20 protein-coding genes and 1 tRNA gene are annotated in these 20362 nt (G+C 65.9%); 11 read left to right on the top strand and 10 right to left on the bottom strand.

The window, feature by feature from the left end; genetic code table 11:
* Nucleotides 1-3 precede the first annotated feature (3 nt).
* The 4 genes from AC1RB9_RS12265 to AC1RB9_RS12250 all read right to left on the bottom strand — a co-directional run bounded on the left by AC1RB9_RS12265 (nucleotide 4) and on the right by AC1RB9_RS12250 (nucleotide 4353).
* Nucleotides 4-1086 carry an LLM class flavin-dependent oxidoreductase gene (locus AC1RB9_RS12265; protein ID WP_003097607.1) on the bottom strand — a complete coding sequence of 361 codons (1083 nt, stop codon included), beginning with the start codon at nucleotides 1084-1086 and terminating at the stop codon, nucleotides 4-6.
* Between the two features lie 9 nt (nucleotides 1087-1095).
* On the bottom strand, nucleotides 1096-2040 hold the full coding sequence (locus AC1RB9_RS12260) for an ABC transporter substrate-binding protein (RefSeq protein WP_003097609.1): 945 nt from the start codon (nucleotides 2038-2040) through the stop codon (nucleotides 1096-1098).
* A 9-nt stretch (nucleotides 2041-2049) separates the two neighbouring features.
* Nucleotides 2050-3117 carry an LLM class flavin-dependent oxidoreductase gene (locus tag AC1RB9_RS12255; RefSeq protein ID WP_003451593.1) on the bottom strand — a complete coding sequence of 356 codons (1068 nt, stop codon included), beginning with the start codon at nucleotides 3115-3117 and terminating at the stop codon, nucleotides 2050-2052.
* A 339-nt stretch (nucleotides 3118-3456) separates the two neighbouring features.
* Complete coding sequence (locus AC1RB9_RS12250; protein ID WP_003451596.1) at nucleotides 3457-4353, bottom strand: LysR family transcriptional regulator; 897 nt, start codon at nucleotides 4351-4353, stop codon at nucleotides 3457-3459.
* Between the two features lie 112 nt (nucleotides 4354-4465).
* On the opposite strand from AC1RB9_RS12250, the gene AC1RB9_RS12245 reads away from it, so the two are divergent.
* Entirely contained in the window at nucleotides 4466-5071 is a 606-nt protein-coding gene (locus AC1RB9_RS12245; RefSeq protein ID WP_003097613.1) for a 3-mercaptopropionate dioxygenase, read from the top strand.
* Complete coding sequence (locus tag AC1RB9_RS12240; protein ID WP_003451599.1) at nucleotides 5068-6651, top strand: rhodanese-related sulfurtransferase; 1584 nt, start codon at nucleotides 5068-5070, stop codon at nucleotides 6649-6651. Before AC1RB9_RS12245 ends, AC1RB9_RS12240 begins: the two co-directional genes overlap by 4 nt.
* Before the next feature lie 134 nt (nucleotides 6652-6785).
* On the opposite strand, the gene AC1RB9_RS12235 is transcribed toward AC1RB9_RS12240, so the two are convergent.
* A tRNA-Ser gene (locus AC1RB9_RS12235) sits at nucleotides 6786-6875 on the bottom strand.
* 129 nt (nucleotides 6876-7004) lie between these two features.
* On the opposite strand from AC1RB9_RS12235, the gene AC1RB9_RS12230 reads away from it, so the two are divergent.
* From AC1RB9_RS12230 to AC1RB9_RS12200, 7 genes are all read left to right on the top strand, one after another.
* Nucleotides 7005-7673, top strand: a complete 669-nt coding sequence (locus tag AC1RB9_RS12230) for a Bax inhibitor-1/YccA family protein (RefSeq protein WP_003090386.1) — start codon at nucleotides 7005-7007, stop codon at nucleotides 7671-7673.
* 110 nt (nucleotides 7674-7783) lie between these two features.
* Complete coding sequence (tusD, locus tag AC1RB9_RS12225; protein WP_003090387.1) at nucleotides 7784-8179, top strand: sulfurtransferase complex subunit TusD; 396 nt, start codon at nucleotides 7784-7786, stop codon at nucleotides 8177-8179.
* Nucleotides 8176-8535 carry a sulfurtransferase complex subunit TusC gene (tusC, locus tag AC1RB9_RS12220; RefSeq protein WP_003090389.1) on the top strand — a complete coding sequence of 120 codons (360 nt, stop codon included), beginning with the start codon at nucleotides 8176-8178 and terminating at the stop codon, nucleotides 8533-8535. The genes tusD and tusC overlap by 4 nt, the downstream gene beginning before the upstream one ends.
* Entirely contained in the window at nucleotides 8535-8840 is a 306-nt protein-coding gene (gene tusB, locus AC1RB9_RS12215; RefSeq protein WP_003090391.1) for a sulfurtransferase complex subunit TusB, read from the top strand. The genes tusC and tusB overlap by 1 nt, the downstream gene beginning before the upstream one ends.
* Nucleotides 8837-9172, top strand: coding sequence for a TusE/DsrC/DsvC family sulfur relay protein (locus tag AC1RB9_RS12210; protein ID WP_003090393.1), 336 nt, complete (start codon nucleotides 8837-8839; stop codon nucleotides 9170-9172). Before tusB ends, AC1RB9_RS12210 begins: the two co-directional genes overlap by 4 nt.
* Nucleotides 9169-10152, top strand: coding sequence for a glycosyl transferase family protein (locus AC1RB9_RS12205; RefSeq protein WP_003108776.1), 984 nt, complete (start codon nucleotides 9169-9171; stop codon nucleotides 10150-10152). The genes AC1RB9_RS12210 and AC1RB9_RS12205 overlap by 4 nt, the downstream gene beginning before the upstream one ends.
* Before the next feature lie 87 nt (nucleotides 10153-10239).
* Entirely contained in the window at nucleotides 10240-11214 is a 975-nt protein-coding gene (locus AC1RB9_RS12200; protein ID WP_003097628.1) for a glutathione S-transferase family protein, read from the top strand.
* A 4-nt stretch (nucleotides 11215-11218) separates the two neighbouring features.
* Here AC1RB9_RS12200 and cysG read toward each other — a convergent pair whose 3' ends face one another.
* The 5 genes from cysG to ftsK all read right to left on the bottom strand — a co-directional run bounded on the left by cysG (nucleotide 11219) and on the right by ftsK (nucleotide 18442).
* Nucleotides 11219-12616, bottom strand: a complete 1398-nt coding sequence (gene cysG / locus AC1RB9_RS12195) for a siroheme synthase CysG (protein WP_003113366.1) — start codon at nucleotides 12614-12616, stop codon at nucleotides 11219-11221.
* 1 nt (nucleotide 12617) lies between these two features.
* The gene (gene serS, locus AC1RB9_RS12190; RefSeq protein WP_003097631.1) at nucleotides 12618-13898 is read right to left on the bottom strand and encodes a serine--tRNA ligase; all 1281 of its coding nucleotides are present in this window, start codon (nucleotides 13896-13898) and stop codon (nucleotides 12618-12620) included.
* A gap of 121 nt (nucleotides 13899-14019) precedes the next feature.
* Nucleotides 14020-15345, bottom strand: a complete 1326-nt coding sequence (locus AC1RB9_RS12185; RefSeq protein WP_003097632.1) for a replication-associated recombination protein A — start codon at nucleotides 15343-15345, stop codon at nucleotides 14020-14022.
* Between the two features lie 9 nt (nucleotides 15346-15354).
* Entirely contained in the window at nucleotides 15355-15981 is a 627-nt protein-coding gene (lolA, locus tag AC1RB9_RS12180; protein WP_003090414.1) for an outer membrane lipoprotein periplasmic chaperone LolA, read from the bottom strand.
* A gap of 25 nt (nucleotides 15982-16006) precedes the next feature.
* A complete protein-coding gene (gene ftsK, locus AC1RB9_RS12175; protein WP_003119977.1) occupies nucleotides 16007-18442 on the bottom strand; it encodes a DNA translocase FtsK in 2436 nt (811 codons plus the stop codon).
* 227 nt (nucleotides 18443-18669) lie between these two features.
* On the opposite strand from ftsK, the gene trxB reads away from it, so the two are divergent.
* A complete protein-coding gene (gene trxB, locus AC1RB9_RS12170; protein WP_003451777.1) occupies nucleotides 18670-19620 on the top strand; it encodes a thioredoxin-disulfide reductase in 951 nt (316 codons plus the stop codon).
* 37 nt (nucleotides 19621-19657) lie between these two features.
* On the top strand, nucleotides 19658-20338 hold the full coding sequence (gene aat / locus AC1RB9_RS12165) for a leucyl/phenylalanyl-tRNA--protein transferase (protein ID WP_003108768.1): 681 nt from the start codon (nucleotides 19658-19660) through the stop codon (nucleotides 20336-20338).
* Nucleotides 20339-20362 lie beyond the last annotated feature (24 nt).

Raw genomic sequence — 20362 nt, 5'->3', positions numbered from 1 at the left:
GGATCAGGCCGTGGCGCGCCGGCGCTCGCGCTCGGCGACTTTGGCGCGGGTCAGCGGGATCAGCTCGCGGCCATATTCCACGGCATCGGCGAGGGGATCGAAACCGCGAATGAGGATATTGCGCACGCCCAGGTCGTAGTAGGCGAGCAGGGCGTCGGCCACCTGTTCCGCGGTACCGACCAGGGCGGTGGAGTTGTGCCCGCCACCGACCAGCCTGGCGATTCCGGTCCAAAGGCGCTCGTCGAGGCGCTCGCCCTGCTCCACCGCCTTGAGCAGACGCTGGGCGCCGACGCTCTGCGGCTTGCCCTTGGGGAAGCCGGCCTCGCCCAGGCGCGCGCCGGCGCTTGCGCGTATCGCCTCGGCCTTGGCCCAGGCCTCGTCCTCCGTGCGCCCGAGGATGGGCCGGAACGACAGGCTGAATTCCACTTCGCGACCATTCGAGCGCGCCTGTTCGCGCACAGCGGAGATGGTTTCGGCGGCCTGTGCCAGGGGTTCGCCCCAGAGCATGAACACATCGGCCTGCTTGCCGGCGACCTTCAGCGCGGCTTCCGAGGAGCCGCCGAAATACACCGGAATGTGCGGTTTCTGCTGCGGACGGATGGCCGAGAAGGCGTGCTCCACGCGGTAGTGCGCGCCGTGGAAATCGAAGGGTTCGGTGCTGGTCCAGGTGCGCTTGAGCAGTTCGATGAATTCGTCGCTGCGGGCATAGCGCTGGTCGTGGTCGAGATAATCGCCGTCCTTGCGCTGGTCGGCGTCGCTGCCGCCGCTGATGATATGCACCGCCAGGCGCCCGTCGAGGAGGTGTTCGAGGGTCGCCAGCTTGCGCGCGGCCAGGGTCGGGGCGACGAAACCGGGGCGGTGCGCCAGCAGCAGACCGATCCGGGAAGTGGCCAGGCCAGCGGCGGCGGCCACCAGGAATCCATCCGGCTGGTCCGACCAGTAGCCGACCAGGATTCGATCGAAGCCGGCCTCTTCGTGGGCGCGTGCGAAAGCGGCGATGTAAGGCTTGTCGAGGATAGGTCCGACCGGCGCGAGGGTCTCCGAGGCCAGGCGATGGCCGATCATGCCGAGAAACTGGATGCTCATGGTCCGTACTCAGTGGAAGGCTTCGTTGAAGGACGTGTCGATCACCGTGGAAGTGTCGAACGGCTTGGGCAAGGCACCGGTCTGCAGCAGGAAATCCGCGGTCTCCTGGTAGTCGGTGGCGGCCTGGGCGTCTACCGGGCCGACGCTCATGCCGGCCTGGCCGATCCAATGGCGGGAGACTGCCCGGTCGAGATTGGCCTTCTGCGCCCAGAGGTCAGCGTACTGCTCCTTGTGTGCCTCGACCCAGGCCCGTGCCTTGCGCAGGCGGCCGAGGAAGTCGGCGATCTGCGCGCGCCTGGGCTCGATGGAAGCAGCGTTGGCGGCGATGCTGGACAGCCCCGGCATCAGGTCGCGGGCGGTGAGAATCGGCCGTGCGCCGGAAACCACGATCTGCTGCGAGATATACGGCTCCCACACCGGAAAGGCATCGATGCTGCCGCGCGGCAAGGCGGCGGCGGCGTCGATCGGCATCAGCTTGACGAACTCCACGTAGTCCTTCGGCAGGCCGGCTTTCTCCAGCGCGCGCAAGGTCAGTTGCTGGCTCCAGGCACCGGGCCAGTAGGCGACTTTCCTGCCCTTGAGATCGGCAATGCTGCGCACCGGAGAATCCTTCGGCACCAGCAGGGCTATGGTATCGGGGTTCTGCCGCGAGACGCCGACCAGCTTCACCGGCGCACCCTTGGCGGCGAGGAAGATGAAGCCCGAGTCGCCGAGGAAACCCAGGTCCAGCGCTCCGGCCTGCAACCCTTCGGCCACCGGCGCGGCGGACTGGAAATGCTTCCATTCGACCTGGTAAGGCGCGCCTTCGAGAACTCCCGAGGCCTCCATGGAAGCCCGAACGTTGTAGTAGTTCTGGTCGCCCACACGCAACGTCGGCAGCTCTGCGGCCTGGGCCAGGGAGGCACCGAGCAGAAGCGTGGCGAAGCTGGTTAGCAGGTATTGCTTGAGTTTCATCGGAGCTCCTCAACCGGCGTGCCGCAACAGCGGCAGGCGGGCGATATGGTCATGTATGGCGGGAATCAGGCCCTGGCCGTAGCGCACGGCGTCGCCGAGCGGATCGAAGCCTCGAATCAGGAAGGTCGAGACGCCCAGCCGGTAGTACTCGCCAAGCGCAGCGGCAACCTGCTCGGGGGTGCCTACCAGGGCGGTGGAGTTCCAGCGCGCCCCGGTCAGCCGGGCCACGCCGGTCCACAAACGGCTGTCGAGCACCTCGCCCTGCTCGGCGGCGGCCAGCAGGCGCTGCGAACCGACATTCTGCGGCTGGTGGTCGCGCAGCGGCAGACCGAGGCGCGCACGGTTCTCGCGGACCTGTTCGAGCACCTCGGCGGCACGCTTCCAGGCGGCCTCCTCGGTATCCGCGACGATCGGCCGGAATGACACCGAGAAGCGCGGATCGCGTCCCTGGGCCTTGGCGGCGGCGCGCACTCTGCGGATATGCCCGTCGACCGCGGCCAGCGGCTCGCCCCAGAGCATGTAGGTGTCGGCGTGCCTGGCGGCGACCTCGATGGCTGCGTCGGAGGAGCCACTGAAATAGATCGGTATGTGCGGCGACTGGCGCGGGCGCACCGCTGGCGAGGCGCGCTGGAAGCGGTAGAACTCGCCGTCGAAATCCACCGGTCCCGTGGCGGTCCAGATAGCACGCAGGGCTTGCAGGTATTCGTCGGTACGGGCGTAGCGGCGGTCATGGTCGAGGTAGTCGCCATCGCGCGCGAGGTCCTCGTCGTTACCACCACTGACTACGTTCAGGGCCAGGCGGCCCTCGCTGAACTGATCCAGGGTAGCCAGTTGGCGTGCCGCCAGCGGCGCTGCAATCACCCCCGGGCGATAGGCCAGGAGAACGCCAAGGCGCCGGGTGGCAGCGGCGACGAAGGAACTGACCACCGCGCCCTCGGCGGCATTGCTGAAATACCCCACCAGCACCCGGTCGAAGCCGGCGTCCTCATGGGCCTGGGCGAAACGCCGGACGAAACCGGCGTCCACAGCCTCCCCCAACGCCTGGTCCACCTCGGAACTCGGTGTGGCGGTGATCATGCCGAGAATTTCCACGCTCACGCTGTTGCCCTCGCCTGGGCCGCTCGACTGATAAGGTTGGCGGCTGTCGTTATAAGAAAAACATCTGCATGGGAGCTTTTCTTAGAAGCTACAGGCTGAAACTACATGATGGAAATTCATTTTTGTCATATCTTAATATGCTAAACGCGCATATTTAGCTTTTCCGTCTTTGCGTTTCCCAAGGCGGACACTATGCGTAGCCGCCCTCGCTCCCTCTTCCCTCTGAAGCGAAAAGGGGCTCGCAGGGGAATGTTGATCCCGACTGCAGCCCCTTCTCATTCACGCTCCCGTCTCCCGGGGATCTCCCGGCGCCGCTACTCAACCGGCTTGCATATCCAACCCCTCGGCCACCGCCCTGCCGAACAGCCGTGCCGGCGTCTCCAGATTGCCCAGCAGGCGCGGACGCACCAGCCAGAGCTGGATCAGCGGCTGGAAATCCTCCAGTTGCAGCACCTGCAACTGATCGCGGTAGCGGCTACGCGCCAGGGCCGGCGCCGGCACCAGGCCGAGACCCCGGCCCGCGGCGACCAGGCCCAGTTGCAGCTCGCTGCCGAAAGTCTCGAGGTTCAGTTGCAGGCCCAGGCCCTGATCGGCCAGGGCCCGTTGCAGGCCGGCACGGAAGCCGCAGCCATCGGGGTTGAGCACCCAGCCATGGTGGTAGCAATCGAGCAGGCGTCGCGCCTGGATGGCACTGTCGCGGGCGACCACCACGCAGAGTTCCATGCGCCCTAGGGGCGTGGCGCCGAGTTCTTCGGGGAATACCTTGCTTGGCGGAAACAACACCACTGCCGCGTCCAGTTCGGCATTCTCCAGGCGCGCCAGCAAATGGCTGCCCCAGCCAGTGCCGACCTGCGCGCGCAGCTCCGGGTACTCGTCGGCCAGCCGCCGAAGGGCATCCAGCAACACCACCTCGCCGATACTCTGCGGCACGCCCAGGCGCAGCACGCCACTTGGTGTGGAGTCACCGGCCACCAGTTCGCGCAGGCCATCCACCTCGCGCAGCACCCGCCGGCACTGTTCGTAGACCTGCAGTCCGCTGGCGGTGGGTTTGAGCGGCTTGGTATTGCGGTCCAGCAATGCCACTCCGAGGGACTCCTCCAGGCTCTGTACCCGCCGGGTGATCGCAGACTGGGTCAGGCCCAGGCTCTCGGCGGCCTGGCTCAGGGAAGCGTTGCGGATCACCGCGACGAAGGCGTCGATGTCATCGATTTTCATGGGGCCGGCACCAATTGCATTTCTCGCATATTAGCTTAGATTCAAAATGCATTTCAGGAATAAAAAAGCGTTTGCTACCGTACCGCCAGAACTTCCCGGAGTGAATCCCCGCATGTCATCCATCCTGCGCCTCGACCGCCTGCGCCAGTTCATCGGCGAGCTGGCGACACTGCTCGACAGCCGTCCCGACGAATCCACCCTGCTCGCCCAAGCCCACCCCCTGCTGGCCGAGCTGGTGCGCCAGGACGACTGGCTGCCGGAAGACTGCGCCCGCCCCGATCCACAGCGCTACCAACAGTACCTGCTGCATGTCGACTCACGGCAGCGCTTCTCGGTGGTCAGCTTCGTCTGGGGGCCGGGCCAGATCACACCGGTACACGATCATCGGGTCTGGGGCCTGATCGGCATGCTCCGCGGGGCCGAATACTCGCAGCCGTACGCCTTCGATGCGGGGGGGCGTCCGCATCCCAGCGGAGCCCGTCGACGCCTGGAGCCCGGCGAGGTCGAAGCGCTGTCGCCACGCATTGGCGACGTGCACCAGGTGAGCAACGCCTTCAGCGACCGCACATCCATCAGTATCCACGTCTACGGCGCCAATATCGGTGCGGTACGGCGTGCCGTGTTCAGCGCCGAAGGTGAGGAAAAACCCTTCATTTCCGGCTATTCCAACAGCCGCTTGCCCAATATCTGGGACCTGTCGAAAGAGAACCCCGCATGAGCCAGATCGCCGTACGCACCTTCCACGATATCCGCGCCGCTCTCCTCGCCCGCCGGGAGCTGGCGCTGCTCGACGTGCGCGAGGAGGACCCGTTCGCCCAGGCCCATCCCCTGTTCGCCGCCAACCTGCCGCTGTCCAGGCTGGAACTGGAGATCCATGCCCGGGTGCCGCGCCGCGACACGCCGATTACCGTCTACGACGACGGCGAAGGCCTGGCGCCGGTCGCCGCGCAACGCCTCCTCGACCTCGGCTACAGCGACGTGGCCTTGCTCGATGGCGGCCTGTCCGGTTGGCGCAACGCCGGCGGCGAGCTGTTCAGGGATGTGAACGTGCCAAGCAAGGCCTTCGGCGAACTGGTGGAGGCCGAGCGCCACACGCCATCGCTGGCCGCGGAGGAAGTACAGGCTTTGCTCGACGCCAGGGCCGACGCGGTGATCCTGGATGCCCGTCGTTTCGACGAATACCAGACCATGAGTATCCCCGGCGGCATCAGCGTGCCCGGCGCCGAACTGGTGCTGCGCGTCGCCGAACTGGCGCCGGACCCGCGCACCCGGGTGATAGTCAACTGTGCCGGGCGCACTCGTAGCATCATCGGTACCCAGTCGCTGCTCAACGCCGGCATCCCCAACCCGGTGGCGGCATTACGCAACGGCACCATCGGCTGGACGCTGGCCGGTCAGCAACTGGAACACGGCCAGACGCGACGCTTCGGTGCGATCTCCCAGGACACTCGCAAGGCCGCCGCCCAGCGCGCCCGTGCCGTCGCCGACCGCGCCGGCGTCGAACGCCTCGACCTGGCCGGTCTGGCCCAATGGCAGGACGAGCACGACCGCACCACCTACCTGCTCGACGTACGCACGCCCGAGGAATACGAAGCCGGTCACCTGCCTGGCTCCCGCTCCACGCCCGGTGGCCAGCTGGTTCAGGAAACCGACCATGTCGCCAGCGTGCGCGGCGCGCGCCTGGTACTGGTGGACGACGATGGCGTACGCGCCAACATGAGCGCCTCCTGGCTAGCCCAGATGGGCTGGCAGGTCGCGGTACTGGACGGACTCTCCGACGCCGACTTAAGCGAGAGAGGCGCCTGGAGCGCGCCGCTGCCGAGGCAACCCCGGGCCGACACCATCGACCCGACCACCCTCGCCGACTGGCTGGGCGAACCGGGCACCCGGGTGCTCGACTTCACCGCCAGCGCCAACTATGCGAAACGCCACATCCCCGGCGCCGCCTGGGTATTGCGCAGCCAGTTGAAGCAGGCACTGGAACGGCTGGGCACGGCCGAGCGCTACGTACTCACCTGCGGCAGCAGCCTGCTGGCGCGCTTCGCCGTGGCGGAAGTCCAGGCACTCAGCGGCAAGCCAGTGTTCCTTCTCGACGGCGGCACCAGCGCCTGGGTCGCCGCGGGCCTGCCGACGGAAGACGGCGAAAGCCTGTTGGCGTCGCCGCGCATCGACCGCTACCGCCGCCCCTACGAAGGTACCGACAATCCGCGCGAAGCGATGCAGGGCTACCTGGACTGGGAGTTCGGCCTGGTGGAGCAACTCGGTCGCGACGGAACCCACGGCTTCTTCGTGATCTGAAGCCATTACCCGACGAAATCGGAGAGTCATCGAATCGACGCCGGGCAGGCTGCGGAAACGACCCGGAAGTGCGGAAGAGCGGCGCCCCGAAAATGCAAAAGCCCCGCTCAGCGGGGCTTTTCAGTACGCGGATATGGCGGAGGCGGTGAGATTCGAACTCACGGAAGAGTCTCCCCTTCGACGGTTTTCAAGACCGTTGCCTTAAACCACTCGGCCACACCTCCGCATCGCGGGGCGCCATAGTACCGGATAGCAACACACTGTCAAACTCTATCGATTGGCCCTGGCAGAGGCTTTGCTATCATGCCCATCAGTACGTCATGGACCCGTTCCCGTTAAGGAGTACCCACACCATGCAAGAACAGCAATATCAGCTGAACTCCGCCGTCGCGGAACAGCGTGAAGTCAGCGGCGTTCTGCGCAATACCTACGGCCTGCTGGCACTCACCCTGGCCTTCAGCGGCCTGGTGGCCTACGTTTCGCAGCAGATGCGCCTGCCCTATCCGAACGTGTTCGTGGTGCTGATCGGCTTCTACGGCCTGTTCTTCCTCACCGTGAAGCTGCGCAACAGCGCCTGGGGTCTGGTCAGCACTTTCGCCCTGACCGGCTTCATGGGCTACACGCTCGGCCCGATCCTCAACATGTACCTCGGCCTGCCCAACGGCGGCAGCGTCATCACTTCGGCGTTCGCCATGACCGCCCTGGTGTTCTTCGGCCTGTCCGCCTATGTGCTGACCACCCGCAAGGACATGAGCTTCCTGTCCGGCTTCATCACCGCCGGCTTCTTCGTCCTGCTGGGCGCCGTGCTGGTATCGCTGTTCTTCCAGATCAGTGGCCTGCAACTGGCGATCAGCGCCGGCTTCGTCCTGTTCTCCTCGGCGATGATCCTCTACCAGACCAGCGCGATCATCCACGGCGGCGAACGCAACTACATCATGGCCACCATCAGCCTGTACGTGTCGATCTACAACCTGTTCATCAGCCTGTTGCAGATCTTCGGCATCGCCGGCGGCGACGACTGATAGAAAACGCCTCCGGAAAAGCCCGTCCCCGCGACGGGCTTTTTCATTTGCGGACCGGCAAAACACAGGCATTGGTTTATCATTCGAAGAAATCCTTCGCGTATCGCAGCATGAAATTCGCCATCGCCCTATTCGACCCTCCCCACTCCCCCGCCGCCCGCCGCGCGCTGCGCTTCAGCGAAGCCGCGCTGGCCGGCGGGCACGAAATCGTCCGCCTGTTCTTCTACCAGGACGGCGTGCACAGCGCCTCGGCCAACGTCGTGAGCGGCCAGGACGAGTTCGACCTGCCCGCCGCCTGGCGCGAGTTGGTCGAGCGCAACGGCCTGGACGCCGTGGTCTGCATCGCCGCCGCCCTGCGCCGCGGCGTGCTGAACGCCGAGGAAGCCGAACGCTACGGCCGTCCCGGCGCCAACCTTGGCGCACCATGGGAACTGTCCGGACTCGGCCAGTTGCACGAGGCGGCGCAAAGCGCGGACCGCCTGGTCTGCTTCGGAGGCGACCGATGAGCCAGTCGCTGCTGATCATCAGCCGCCAGTCGCCCTGGTCCGGCCCGAGCGCCCGCGAGGCGCTGGACATAGCCCTGGCCGGCGGCGCCTTCGATCTACCGGTCGGCATGCTGTTCCTCGACGACGGCGCGTTCCAGCTGGCTCCCGGCCAGCATCCTGCGCACCTGCAGCAGAAGGACCTGCAGGCCAACCTGCAGGCCCTGCCGATGTTCGGCGTGGACGACCTCTACGTCTCGGCCCGCAGCCTGCGCGAGCGTGGCCTGGCTGAAGAGCGCCTGGCCCTCGCGGTCGAGGTGCTCGACGACCAGGCCCTGCGCGACCTGCTGCAACGCTACGACCAGGTGATTACCCTCTGATGGCCACGACCCTCCACGTACTGTCCCGCTCGCCGTTCAATGACGGCCGCCTGGGCAGTTGCCTGTACCTGCTCAACCCCGGCGACGGCCTGCTGCTCTGCGGCGACGCCGTGCACGCCCTGCTGGCCGGCAGCCACGCCTGCCAGGCCCTGGAACTGATGCCGGCGGAAATCGAACTGTTCGCCCTGCTGGAAGACCTCCAGGCGCGCGGTATCGAGGACGTCCCCGCTCGCCTGGTGGCGGTGGACTACCCCGGCTTCGTCGAACTCGCCACCCGCTTCGACAAGGTCAACAGTTGGCTATGACGCTCCTTACGCTGGAAGGCCGGGAAATCCGGCTGGACAAGGACGGCTACCTCGCCGCCCTCGACGATTGGTCGGAGCCGGTGGCGGAAGCCCTGGCCGCCCGCGAGGAGCTGGCCCTGACCGCCGAGCACTGGGAGATTCTCCAACTGCTCCGCGAGTTCTATGCGGAGTTCCAGCTGTCTCCGGCCAACCGCCCGCTGATCAAGTACGTCGCCCAGCGACTGGGTCCGGACAAGGGCAACAGCCTGCACCTCAACCACCTGTTCAAGGGCGCCCCGGCCAAGCTTGGCGCGAAGCTGGCCGGCCTGCCGAAACCGAGCAACTGTCTATGACTCTCTCGACTCCCGCCGAACATCCGTTCGCCCAGTTCGTCCGCATCCTCGGCAAAGGCAAGCGCGGAGCGCGCAGCCTGACCCGGGAGGAAGCCCGCGAGGCCCTCGGCATGATCCTCGACGGCAGGGTCGAGGACACCCAGCTGGGCGCCTTCCTCATGCTCCTGCGGCACAAGGAGGAAAGCAGCGAGGAACTGGCCGGTTTCACCGAGGCGGTGCGCGAGCGCCTGCAAGTCCCGTCCTTGCGCGTCGACCTCGACTGGCCCAGTTACGCCGGCAAGAAGCGCCACCTGCCCTGGTACCTGCTAGCCGCCAAGTGCCTGGCCGGCCATGGCGTGCGCATCCTCATGCACGGCGGCGGCGCGCATACCGCCGGACGCCTGTACAGCGAACAGTTGCTGGCGGCGCTGGAGATCCCGCTCTGCCACGACTGGCTGCAGGTAGAACAGGCCCTGGAGCGCGGCCACCTGGCGTTCATTCCGCTCGGCGCCTGGATGCCGGTGCTGCAACGCATGATCGATCTGCGCAATACCCTCGGCCTGCGCTCGCCGATCCATTCGCTGGTTCGCCTGCTCAACCCCCTGAATGCGGATTGCATCCTGCAGAGCATCTTCCACCCCGGTTACCAGGAAACCCACCGCGAGGCCAGCCGCCTGCTCGGCGACCGGGCCATCGTCATCAAGGGCGAAGGCGGCGAGATCGAAGTCAACCCGGACGTCGTCGCCCACCTGTATGGTTGCGACCAGGGCGAAGCCTGGGACGAGGAATGGCCAGCATTGTCGACGCACCGGCACATGAAGCCGGAACAGCTCGACCCGGGTTTCCTTCGGGCCGTCTGGGACGGCCGCGAAGGCGACGCCTATGGCCACCTGGCGGTGCTCTCCAGCATGGCCCTGGCGCTACGGGCCCTTGGCAAGAATCGCGAAGAAGCCTTCAAGGAAGCCGCACACTACTGGGCGACCCGAAACGAATCGATCTGATCGATACGAATAGCCCTTTATTTATATAAATTTATCGATCACCCGACACTAGACTGTTCCTCCAACGACGTATGGAGGAACCCGCTCATGGGACAGTTGATCGATGGCCGCTGGCACGACCAGTGGTATGACACACAGAAAGACGGCCGCTTCCAGCGCGAAAACGCCCAGCGCCGCCATTGGCTGGGCGAGCCGGCGTTCCCCGCCGAGGGCGGGCGCTACCATCTCTATGTCTCGCTGGCCTGCCCCTGGGCCCATCGGACCCTGATCGTGCGCAAGCTGAAGGGGCTGGAGTCGCTGGTCGATGTTTCGGTGGTCAGTTGGCTGATGCGCGAGAACGGCTGGACCTTCGACCCCGCCCACGGCTCCACCGGCGATCGCCTCGACGGCCTGGCCTTTCTGCACCAGCGCTACACCCGCGACGACCCGCACTACAGCGGCCGGGTCACGGTGCCGCTGCTGTGGGACAAGCAGGCGCAGAAGATCGTCAACAACGAATCAGCCGATATCGTCCGCATCTTCAACAGCGCCTTCGACGCCATCGGCGCCAACGCGCTGGACTTCTACCCGGAGCCGCTGCGCGAGGAGATCGAACGCCTCAACGGACGCATCTATCCTGCGGTCAACAACGGCGTGTACCGTGCTGGCTTCGCCACTCGCCAGGACGCCTACGAGGAGGCCTTCGTCCAGTTGTTCGAGGAGCTGGACTACCTGGAAGGCTTGCTCGGCGAACGCCGCTACCTGGCCGGCGAATACCTGACCGAGGCCGATATCCGCCTGTTCACCACCCTGGTGCGCTTCGATGCGGTGTACCACGGACACTTCAAGTGCAACCTGCGGCGCATCGAAGACTACCCGAATCTCTCCGGCTGGTTGCGCGAGCTGTACCAACGCCCGGGCATCGGCGAGACAGTGGACTTCGAACATATCAAGGGGCACTACTACGCCAGCCACCGCACCATCAACCCGACCGGGATAGTACCGCTGGGCCCGCGTCTCGACCTGGCGCGCGCGCCAGGCCGGGAACGACTTCCCGGCAAGGGCATCTGGGGAGAAGGCTGAAGGCTCAGGCGTCCTCGCGGGCGCCTTCGAACCAGGCCAGCTTGTCGCGCAGTTGCACGACTTCGCCGACGATCACCAGGGTCGGCGCATGCACTTCGTGCTCAGCCACCAGTTGCGGCAGGTTTTCCAGGGTTCCGGTGAATACCCGCTGCTGGGCGGTGGTCCCCTGCTGGATCAGCGCCGCCGGGGTCTGTGCGGAGCGACCGTGGGCGACCAGTTGCTCGCAGATCACCGGCAATCCCACCAGGCCCATGTAGAACACCAGGGTCTGGCCAGGCGCTACCAGGTCCTGCCACGGCAGGTCGGTGGTGCCGTCCTTCAGATGACCGGTGACGAAACGAACCGATTGCGCATGATCGCGATGAGTCAGTGGAATCCCGGCGTAGGCCGCGCAGCCGCTGGCCGCGGTGATTCCCGGCACGACCTGGAAAGGTATGCCGTGGGCAGCCAGTTCGTCGATTTCCTCACCGCCGCGGCCGAAGATGAACGGGTCGCCACCCTTCAGGCGCAGCACGCGCTTGCCCTGGCTGGCCAGCTCCACCAGCAGGCGGTTGATCCGATCCTGCGGCACCGCATGTTCGGCGCGGCGCTTGCCGACGTACAGGCGTTCGGCATCGCGGCGGCATAATTCGAGGATCGACGGCGCCACCAGGCGATCGTAGAGCACCACGTCGGCCTGCTGCATCAGGCGCAGGGCACGGAACGTCAGCAGGTCCGGATCCCCCGGCCCGGCCCCGACCAGATATACCTCGCCCGTGGCTATGTGCGCGAGGCCGCCGGCCAGGTGCTCCTCCAGGAGACGCTCGGCTTCCGCCGGACGGCCGGCCAGGACACGCTCGGCGATCTCGCCCTGGAACAGGTTTTCCCAGAACACCCGGCGCTGCTGCAGGTCGGGTAGCAATTCCTTGACCCGGTGGCGGAAGCGGCTGGCGAGTCCGGCCAGTTGCCCGTAGGTCGAGGGAATCCAGGTTTCCAGCTTGGCCCGGATCAGCCGCGCCAGCACGGGCGCATCGCCGCCGCTGGAGACCGCCACCACCAGCGGCGAACGGTCGACGATGGCCGGGAAGATCACGCTGCACAGGGCCGGCGCGTCCACCACGTTGACCGGTATCCCGCGCGCATTGGCCGCTCGCGACACCTCGGCGTTCAGCGGTTCGTCGTCGGTGGCGGCGATGATCAGGGCGCAGCCGGGCTGGTCGCCGTCCTGGTAGTCGCGTTCGAGCAGCTCGCCGCCGCCCTGCTCCACCAGATGCCGCAGTTCGATGTGGATCTGCGGCGCGACCACGCGCAGGCGCGCGCCGGCGTCGGCCAGCAGGCGCGCCTTGCGCAGGGCGACTTCGCCGCCACCGACCACCAGCGCGAGGCGCCCTTGCAAGGAGTGGAACAGCGGCAGGAAATCCATGTCAGCCGATCACCTCGATGCCAGCCATGTAGGGCTTGAGGACTTCCGGGACACGGATCGAGCCGTCCGCCTGCTGGTAGTTCTCCAGTACCGCCACCAAGGTGCGGCCGACGGCCAGGCCGGAGCCGTTGAGGGTGTGCACCAGCTCGGGCTTGCCGGTTTCCGGATTGCGGTAGCGGGCCTGCATGCGCCGGGCCTGGAAGTCGCCGCAGTTGGAGCAGGAGGAAATCTCGCGGTACTTGTCCTGGCTGGGAACCCAGACTTCCAGGTCGTAGGTCTTGGTCGCACCGAAGCCCATGTCGCCGGTGCACAGCGCCAGCACCCGATACGGCAACTCGAGCAGTTGCAGGACGCGCTCGGCGTTGGCGGTCAGGCCTTCCAGCGCCTCGTAGGAAGTGGCCGGATCGACGATCTGCACCATCTCCACCTTGTCGAACTGATGCTGACGGATCATGCCGCGGGTATCGCGCCCGGAGGCACCGGCCTCGCTGCGGAAGCACGGGGTATGGGCGACGAACTTCAGCGGCAATTGCTTGGCGTCGAGGATCTGCCCGGAGACGATGTTGGTCAGCGAAACCTCGGCGGTCGGGATCAGGTAGAGGTCAGCTTCGCCGTCGCGGCCGATCTTGAACAGGTCCTCCTCGAACTTCGGCAACTGGCCGGTGCCTTGCAGCGCCGGAGCCTGGACGAGATAAGGGGTGTAGGCCTCCTCGTAGCCATGCTCGGCGGTATGCAGGTTGATCATGAACTGCGCCAGGGCGCGATGCAGGCGGGCGATCGGGCCGCGCATGAGGGCGAAGCGCGCGCCGGAAAGCTTGGCAGCGGTCTCGAAATCCAGCCAGCCGTGCCGTTCACCGAGGGCGACATGGTCCTTGACCTCGAAATCGAAGGTCTTCGGCGTGCCCCAGCGACGCACTTCGACGTTGGCGTCCTCGTCGGCACCGACCGGCACCGACTCGTGTGGCAGGTTGGGAATGCCCAGCAGCATGGCATCCAGTTCGCCCTGGATGGCGTCCAGCTGTCGCTTGCCTTCCTCCAGCTCGGAGCCCATGCGGTCGACATCGGCCAGCAGCGGCGCGATGTCCTCGCCACGCTGCTTGGCCTGGCCGATCGCCTTGGAACGCGCGTTGCGCTCGGCTTGCAGCTGCTCGGTACGGGTCTGTACCGACTTGCGCTGCTCTTCCAGCGCTTCGATGCGTGCGACATCCAGTTGGAAGCCACGGGTGGCCAGGCGGGCAGCCACTTCTTGCGGCTGGGTGCGTACCAGTTTGGGATCGAGCATGCTCTTTTCTCGTCTCGTGTCGGTTATCGGCGGTTCGTGGCCCGGTTGGCGCTTCGCCGGCCCCGGCGACGTCATCGACGCCGTCGCGGAAGCCTGGCTAGCTCCGCCGAGCCCATACCGCTCAGGATTTTCTGCGTTGGCGGGGACTGGTGCGATCCAGCTCGGCCAGGTGTTCCAGCTTGTCGCGGATCTTCAGTTCCAGGCCCCTCGGCACCGGTTGATAGTAACGCCGCGGCTCCAGATCCTCGGGGAAATAATCCTCTCCGGCGGCATAGGCATCCGGCTCGTCGTGGGCGTAGCGGTATTCCTCGCCATAGCCGAGGCTCTTCATCAATTTGGTCGGCGCGTTGCGCAAGTGCAATGGCACTTCCCGCGAGCCGCTTTCGGCGACGTCGCGCATCGCCGCGTTGAACGCGCTGTACACCGCATTGCTCTTCGGCGCACAGGCCAGGTAGACGATGGCCTGGGCCACCGCCAGCTCGCCTTCGGGGCTGCCCAGGCGCTCCTGCACGTCCCAGGCCGACAGGCATAGGCCGAGGGCGCGAGGATCGGCGTTGCCAACCTCCTCGCTGGCCATGCGCACCACCCGCCGGGCGATGTACAGGGGATCGCAGCCGCCGTCGAGCATACGCGCGAACCAATAAAGTGCCGCGTCGGGATTGGAGCCGCGCACCGACTTGTGCAGCGCGCTGATCTGGTCGTAGAACGCCTCGCCGCCCTTGTCGAAACGTCGGCGGGTATCGCCGAGCAGATTCTGCAGCAGCTCGGGGCTGATCTCGCTGCCGTCCTCGGCGAGGTCGGCAGCGTTCTCCAGCAGGTTCAGCAGGCGCCGCCCATCGCCGTCGGCGGCGGCCAGGAGAACCTGGAAGCTCTCCTCCGGCAGCCTCAGCTTGCGCTTGCCGAGGCCCTTGTCCTCGTTCAGCGCGCGGCCCACCAGCTTGCGCAGGGCGGCTTCGTCGAGGCTCTTGAGGACATACACGCGAGCCCGCGAGAGCAGCGCATTGTTCAACTCGAAGGACGGGTTCTCGGTGGTCGCGCCAATGAAGATCAGCGTGCCGTCTTCCACATAGGGCAGGAAGGCATCCTGCTGGCTCTTGTTGAAGCGGTGCACCTCATCGACGAACAGGATGGTCCGGCGCCCGTATTGCGCCGCGTGCTGCTTGGCCACCTCGACCGCCTGGCGGATCTCCTTGACCCCGGACAGCACCGCGGAAATGGTCTCGAAATGGGCGTCCGACACCTGCGCCAGCAGCCGCGCCAGGGTAGTCTTGCCGACTCCCGGCGGGCCCCAGAAGATCATCGAGTGCAGCGCGCCCTGCTCCAGCGCCTCGCGCAAGGGCTTGCCGCGGGCCAGCAGGTGTTCCTGCCCCACGTACTCGTCCAGGTTTGCGGGCCTCAGCCGTGCCGCCAGGGGCTGCGCGACGGGCTCGCTGCGGAACAGATCCACGGCTTGCGCTTACTCCTGGATCACGTCGACGCCCGGCGGAACGTCGAAGGTGAATTGCTTGGCATCCAGCGCCTCGTTCATCTTCACGTCGAAGAACAGGATGTTGGTGCGCTGGCCGACGCCATCGATCATCTGCATGTCGTTCACCTTGCCGCTGCGGAACGACAGACGCAAGGTGTCGAAGAGGGTGTCCTTGGTCTTCGGCTTGAGCACGAAATCGACTACGTTGCCGCCTTCCTTGTAGGTGATGGCGAAGCTTTCGCTGATCTTCGAGATGTCGCCGGAGAGCAGCAGCGCCGGCGTCTGGGTCAGGCGCTGATCGAGCTTCTGGATGGTCACCTGCTCCAGGTCCGGGTCGTACAGCCAGACCTTCTCGCCGTTGGAAATGAGCAATTGCTCGTTCGGCGCATCGGTATGCCAGCGGAACAGTCCCGGCCGCTTCAGGCTCAGTTGGCCGGCGGTTTCCTGCAAGCGCGTGCCGCTACCGTCCAGGGTCAGTTGGGAAAAACGCGCGGTCAGGGTCTGGGCCTTGTTCAGCAGGCCGGTCAGGCGCTGGACAGCGGCGCTGTCATCGGCATGGGCCAGCGAAGCGCCCATGGCCAGGGCGGCAACGAACAACGTGCGGATCAGTCGCATCGGAATCCTCTAAAACCTGTCGGGTTCAATCACGAACCGGCGCCGGCGCGATGACTTCGCGGGAGCCGTTGGTATTCATCGGGGTGACCACGCCGGCCATCTCCATCGCCTCGATCATCCGCGCGGCGCGGTTGTAGCCGATCTTCAGCTTGCGTTGCACGGCGGAGATCGATGCCCGGCGACTCTCGGTGACGAAACGTACCGCCTCGTCGTAGAGCGGGTCGTCCTCGCTGCCCTCGCCGGAGCCGTCGCCGCCATCGAAGGAACCGCCACCGCTGCCGCCTTCGTCGACGCCAGCGAGGATGTCCTCGATGTAGTCGGGCGCGCCGCGCAGCTTCCAGGCCTCGACCACCCGGTGCACCTCGTCGTCGGAAACGAAGGCGCCGTGCACGCGAATCGGCAGGCCTGTGCCCGGCGGCAGGTAGAGCATGTCGCCGTGGCCGAGAAGTTGTTCGGCGCCACCCTGGTCGAGGATGGTGCGCGAGTCGATCTTGCTGGAGACCTGGAAGGCGATCCGGGTCGGGATGTTGGCCTTGATCAGGCCGGTGATCACGTCCACCGACGGCCGCTGGGTCGCCAGGATCAGGTGGATACCGGCCGCCCGCGCCTTCTGCGCGATACGGGCGATAAGCTCCTCGACCTTCTTGCCGACGATCATCATCATGTCGGCGAATTCGTCGACCACCACCACGATGGTCGGCAGGGTGCTCAGCTGCGGCGGCTCGTCGTCCGGGCTTTCGCGACGGAACAGCGGGTCGGTCAGCGGCGTGCCAGCCTCCTCGGCGTCCTTCACCTTGCGGTTGAAGCCAGCCAGGTTGCGCACACCCATGGCCGCCATCAGGCGGTAGCGCCGCTCCATCTCCGCCACGCTCCAGCGCAGGGCGTTGGCGGCTTCCTTCATGTCGGTGACCACCGGGCAGAGCAGGTGCGGGATCCCTTCGTAGATCGACAGTTCGAGCATCTTCGGGTCGATCATGATCAGTCGCGCCTCGCTCGGCGTGGACTTGAACAGGATCGACAGGAGCATGGCGTTGACCCCCACCGACTTACCGGAGCCGGTGGTACCGGCCACCAGCAGGTGCGGCATCTTCGCCAGGTCGGTGATGATCGGCCGACCGCCGATGTCGTGGCCCAGGGCCAGCGGCACGGTGGACTTGTGCTCGTCGTACTCCGGCGACGACAGCACTTCGGAGAAGCGCACCATCTGCCGGTCTTCGTTGGGAATCTCGATGCCGACGGTGGTCTTGCCGGGAATCACTTCCACCACCCGCACGCTGATCACCGCCAGCGAGCGCGCCAGGTCCTTGGCCAGGTTGGAAATGCGGCTGACCTTGACCCCCGCCGCGGGCTGGATCTCGAAACGGGTGATCACGGGGCCCGGATGCACCGAATCCACGCTGACCTCGACGCCGAACTCCTTCAGCTTGATCTCCAGCAGGCGCGACATCGCCTCCAGCGACTCGGGCGAGTAGCTCTTCTGCTTCACTTCCGCCGGATCGAGCAGCGACAGCGGCGGCAGGGTGCCCTCCACCGCCGTATCGACGAACAGCGGCGCCTGCTTCTCTTTCAGCACGCGCTTGCTCGGCTCCGGGGCCTTCGGCGGCGGTGGCGGATCGATCTTCGGCGGCGGGCGCTTCTCCCGCTCGCTCATGTGCTTGGCCAGGGCCTCTTCGCGTTCCAGCAGGCGCTCCTTGGCCTTGGACTGTTCGCGGCGGTCCGGCACGCTCGGCGCCACCACCTCAGCGACGCGCTCGTCGACCTCGCGCAGTTGCGCGACCAGTTGCTTGCGCTCGGCGCGCGCGCCCATCCAGCGATTGAAGGCGTTCTGGATCAGTTCGAAGAAGTCCAGGGTGATCTTGCCGGTGACATCCATCACCTTGAACCAGGAGAGGTCGGCGAACACCGTCAGGCCGAAGAGGAACAGGGCGAAGAACACCAGCGTGCTGCCCTGCACGTTCAGCGCATCCACCGCGACGCGGCCCAGGCTCTGGCCGATGGCGCCGCCGGCCGAGGCGCTGGCCGGCATGTGGCCGCTGGCGTGGAAATGGATGTAGGCCAGTGCCGAGCCGGCCAGGATCAGGAAGATCAGCCCGACCAGGCGCCAGGAAAACAGCCAGGTGTTCCATTCCCACGGCAGGTTGCGGCGGCGGAATACCTGCCAGGTCTTGATGCCCAGCAACAGCGGAAAGAGGTAGGCGAAGTAGCCGAGCGTCATGAACAGGATATCGGCGGATACCGCACCGAGCCGACCGGCGGCATTCTGCACCTGGTCAACCTGGCTCGAGTGACTCCAGCTCGGATCGGCCGGGTCATAGGTGAGCAGAGCCATCCACAAGTAGAGGCAGAGCGCGCCCAGCGCGATCAGGACCCCTTCCTTCAGGCGGGAATGCAGTTGCTGACGCCATGCGGCGGCATGGCTCGCGGTGGTCGAATCCTTCAAATCGCTATTTTTCCTGCGCACGGCTGGTGCTTTAGAAGCTGTCTTGGTCAAAACGCGCCTATTGTACGGCTTTAGGGAAACTCTGAAAAATCACACCCGAAATCAGCGGCAATCCGTGCGTGGCTGATCCCGGCCCCGGGGTTTTGCCGGCCTTTTGCGGATAGGTGTAGCATAGCCGGCAGAACTCTTCAGGCGGCTCCATTGGAGCACGCATTTTCTTATGTGACAAAGGCTTATGGAGTCTTTTTATGAGTGAAGTCAAGCATTCGCGCCTCATCATCCTGGGCTCCGGTCCGGCCGGCTATACCGCCGCCGTGTACGCCGCACGCGCCAATCTCAAGCCAGTGGTGATCACCGGCATCCAGCCAGGCGGCCAGCTGACCACCACCACCGAAGTCGACAACTGGCCGGGCGACGTCGAAGGCCTTACCGGCCCGGCGCTGATGACCCGCATGCAGCAGCACGCCGAGCGTTTCGACACCGAGATCGTCTACGACCACATCCACACCGCCGAGTTGCAACAGCGCCCCTTCACACTGAAGGGCGATAGTGGCACTTATACCTGCGATGCATTGATCATTGCCACCGGTGCCTCCGCGCAATACCTGGGCATGTCGTCGGAAGAAGCCTTCATGGGCAAGGGCGTTTCCGCCTGCGCCACCTGCGACGGCTTCTTCTACCGCAACCAGGTGGTCTGCGTGGTCGGCGGCGGCAATACCGCCGTCGAGGAAGCGCTGTATCTGGCCAACATCGCCAAGGAAGTCCACCTGATCCACCGTCGCGACAAGCTGCGCTCGGAGAAGATCCTCCAGGACAAGCTGTTCGACAAGGCCGAGAACGGCAACGTGCACCTGCACTGGAACACCACCCTGGACGAGGTGCTGGGCGACGCCAGCGGCGTCACCGGCGTACGCCTGAAGAGCACCATCGACGGCAGCACCAGCGAGCTATCGCTGGCCGGCGTGTTCATCGCCATCGGCCACAAGCCGAACACCGACCTGTTCCAGGGCCAACTGGAAATGCACGACGGCTACCTGCGGATCCACGGCGGCAGCGAAGGCAATGCCACCCAGACCAGCATCGAAGGCGTGTTCGCCGCCGGCGACGTGGCCGACCACGTCTACCGCCAGGCCATCACTTCCGCCGGCGCCGGCTGCATGGCCGCGCTGGATGCCGAAAAATACCTCGACGACCATTGATCGGACCCGGGGGAGGCCCGCCCTCCCCTACCCCGCCATGCTGACCTGGCTTTCCCGCACCGACTTCGACTTTCCGCCCCTCGACAAGGCCCTGCAGGAGCCCAACGGGCTGCTCGCGGCCGGCGGCGACCTCAATCCGCAACGCCTGGTCGCAGCCTATCGCCACGGCTGCTTCCCCTGGTACCAGGATGGCCAGCCGATCCTCTGGTGGTCGCCCGACCCGCGCACCGTCCTGTTCCCCGACGAACTGCACGTTTCCCGCAGCCTGGCCAAGTGCCTGCGCCAGCAACGCTTCGAAGTCACTTTCAACCGTGACTTCCGGGCGGTGATCCAGGCTTGTGCCGCGCCGCGTGACTACGCCGACGGCACCTGGATCACCACGCCGATGCAACTGGCCTACCAGGAGCTGCACCTGCGCGGAATTGCCCACTCCGTGGAAGTCTGGCAGGAGCGACAACTGGTCGGCGGCCTCTACGGCCTGGCCATGGGCAGGCTGTTCTTCGGCGAATCGATGTTCAGCCGCGCCGACAACGCTTCCAAGGTCGGCTTCGTCACGCTGGTCCGCCATCTGCGCGACGCCGGCTTCGTCCTCATCGACTGCCAGATGCCGACCCGCCACCTGCACAGCCTGGGCGCCCGCGCCATCAGCCGGGGGGAATTCGCCGACTACCTGCAACGCTATCGCGACCAGCCTCCTACCGGCGACCTGGATTTTTAGGCGAGTTTCCGTGCCTGGCATAAA

It is taken from the genome of Pseudomonas sp. 20-5, assembly GCF_056782835.1.
Note: the sequence above shows the minus strand (reverse complement) of the source record. Positions and strands in the feature narration are given on the sequence as shown.

Coding starts and splice junctions, on each gene's coding strand:
- AC1RB9_RS12265 (WP_003097607.1), bottom strand. CDS start 1,086: ATGAGCATCCAGTTTCTCGGCATGATCGGCCATCGCCTGGCCTCGGAG.
- AC1RB9_RS12245 (WP_003097613.1), top strand. CDS start 4,466: ATGTCATCCATCCTGCGCCTCGACCGCCTGCGCCAGTTCATCGGCGAG.
- tusB (WP_003090391.1), top strand. CDS start 8,535: ATGGCCACGACCCTCCACGTACTGTCCCGCTCGCCGTTCAATGACGGC.
- AC1RB9_RS12230 (WP_003090386.1), top strand. CDS start 7,005: ATGCAAGAACAGCAATATCAGCTGAACTCCGCCGTCGCGGAACAGCGT.
- aat (WP_003108768.1), top strand. CDS start 19,658: ATGCTGACCTGGCTTTCCCGCACCGACTTCGACTTTCCGCCCCTCGAC.
- AC1RB9_RS12200 (WP_003097628.1), top strand. CDS start 10,240: ATGGGACAGTTGATCGATGGCCGCTGGCACGACCAGTGGTATGACACA.
- AC1RB9_RS12260 (WP_003097609.1), bottom strand. CDS start 2,040: ATGAAACTCAAGCAATACCTGCTAACCAGCTTCGCCACGCTTCTGCTC.
- tusD (WP_003090387.1), top strand. CDS start 7,784: ATGAAATTCGCCATCGCCCTATTCGACCCTCCCCACTCCCCCGCCGCC.
- AC1RB9_RS12205 (WP_003108776.1), top strand. CDS start 9,169: ATGACTCTCTCGACTCCCGCCGAACATCCGTTCGCCCAGTTCGTCCGC.
- tusC (WP_003090389.1), top strand. CDS start 8,176: ATGAGCCAGTCGCTGCTGATCATCAGCCGCCAGTCGCCCTGGTCCGGC.
- AC1RB9_RS12250 (WP_003451596.1), bottom strand. CDS start 4,353: ATGAAAATCGATGACATCGACGCCTTCGTCGCGGTGATCCGCAACGCT.
- AC1RB9_RS12240 (WP_003451599.1), top strand. CDS start 5,068: ATGAGCCAGATCGCCGTACGCACCTTCCACGATATCCGCGCCGCTCTC.
- AC1RB9_RS12255 (WP_003451593.1), bottom strand. CDS start 3,117: ATGATCACCGCCACACCGAGTTCCGAGGTGGACCAGGCGTTGGGGGAG.
- serS (WP_003097631.1), bottom strand. CDS start 13,898: ATGCTCGATCCCAAACTGGTACGCACCCAGCCGCAAGAAGTGGCTGCC.
- lolA (WP_003090414.1), bottom strand. CDS start 15,981: ATGCGACTGATCCGCACGTTGTTCGTTGCCGCCCTGGCCATGGGCGCT.
- cysG (WP_003113366.1), bottom strand. CDS start 12,616: ATGGATTTCCTGCCGCTGTTCCACTCCTTGCAAGGGCGCCTCGCGCTG.
- trxB (WP_003451777.1), top strand. CDS start 18,670: ATGAGTGAAGTCAAGCATTCGCGCCTCATCATCCTGGGCTCCGGTCCG.
- AC1RB9_RS12210 (WP_003090393.1), top strand. CDS start 8,837: ATGACGCTCCTTACGCTGGAAGGCCGGGAAATCCGGCTGGACAAGGAC.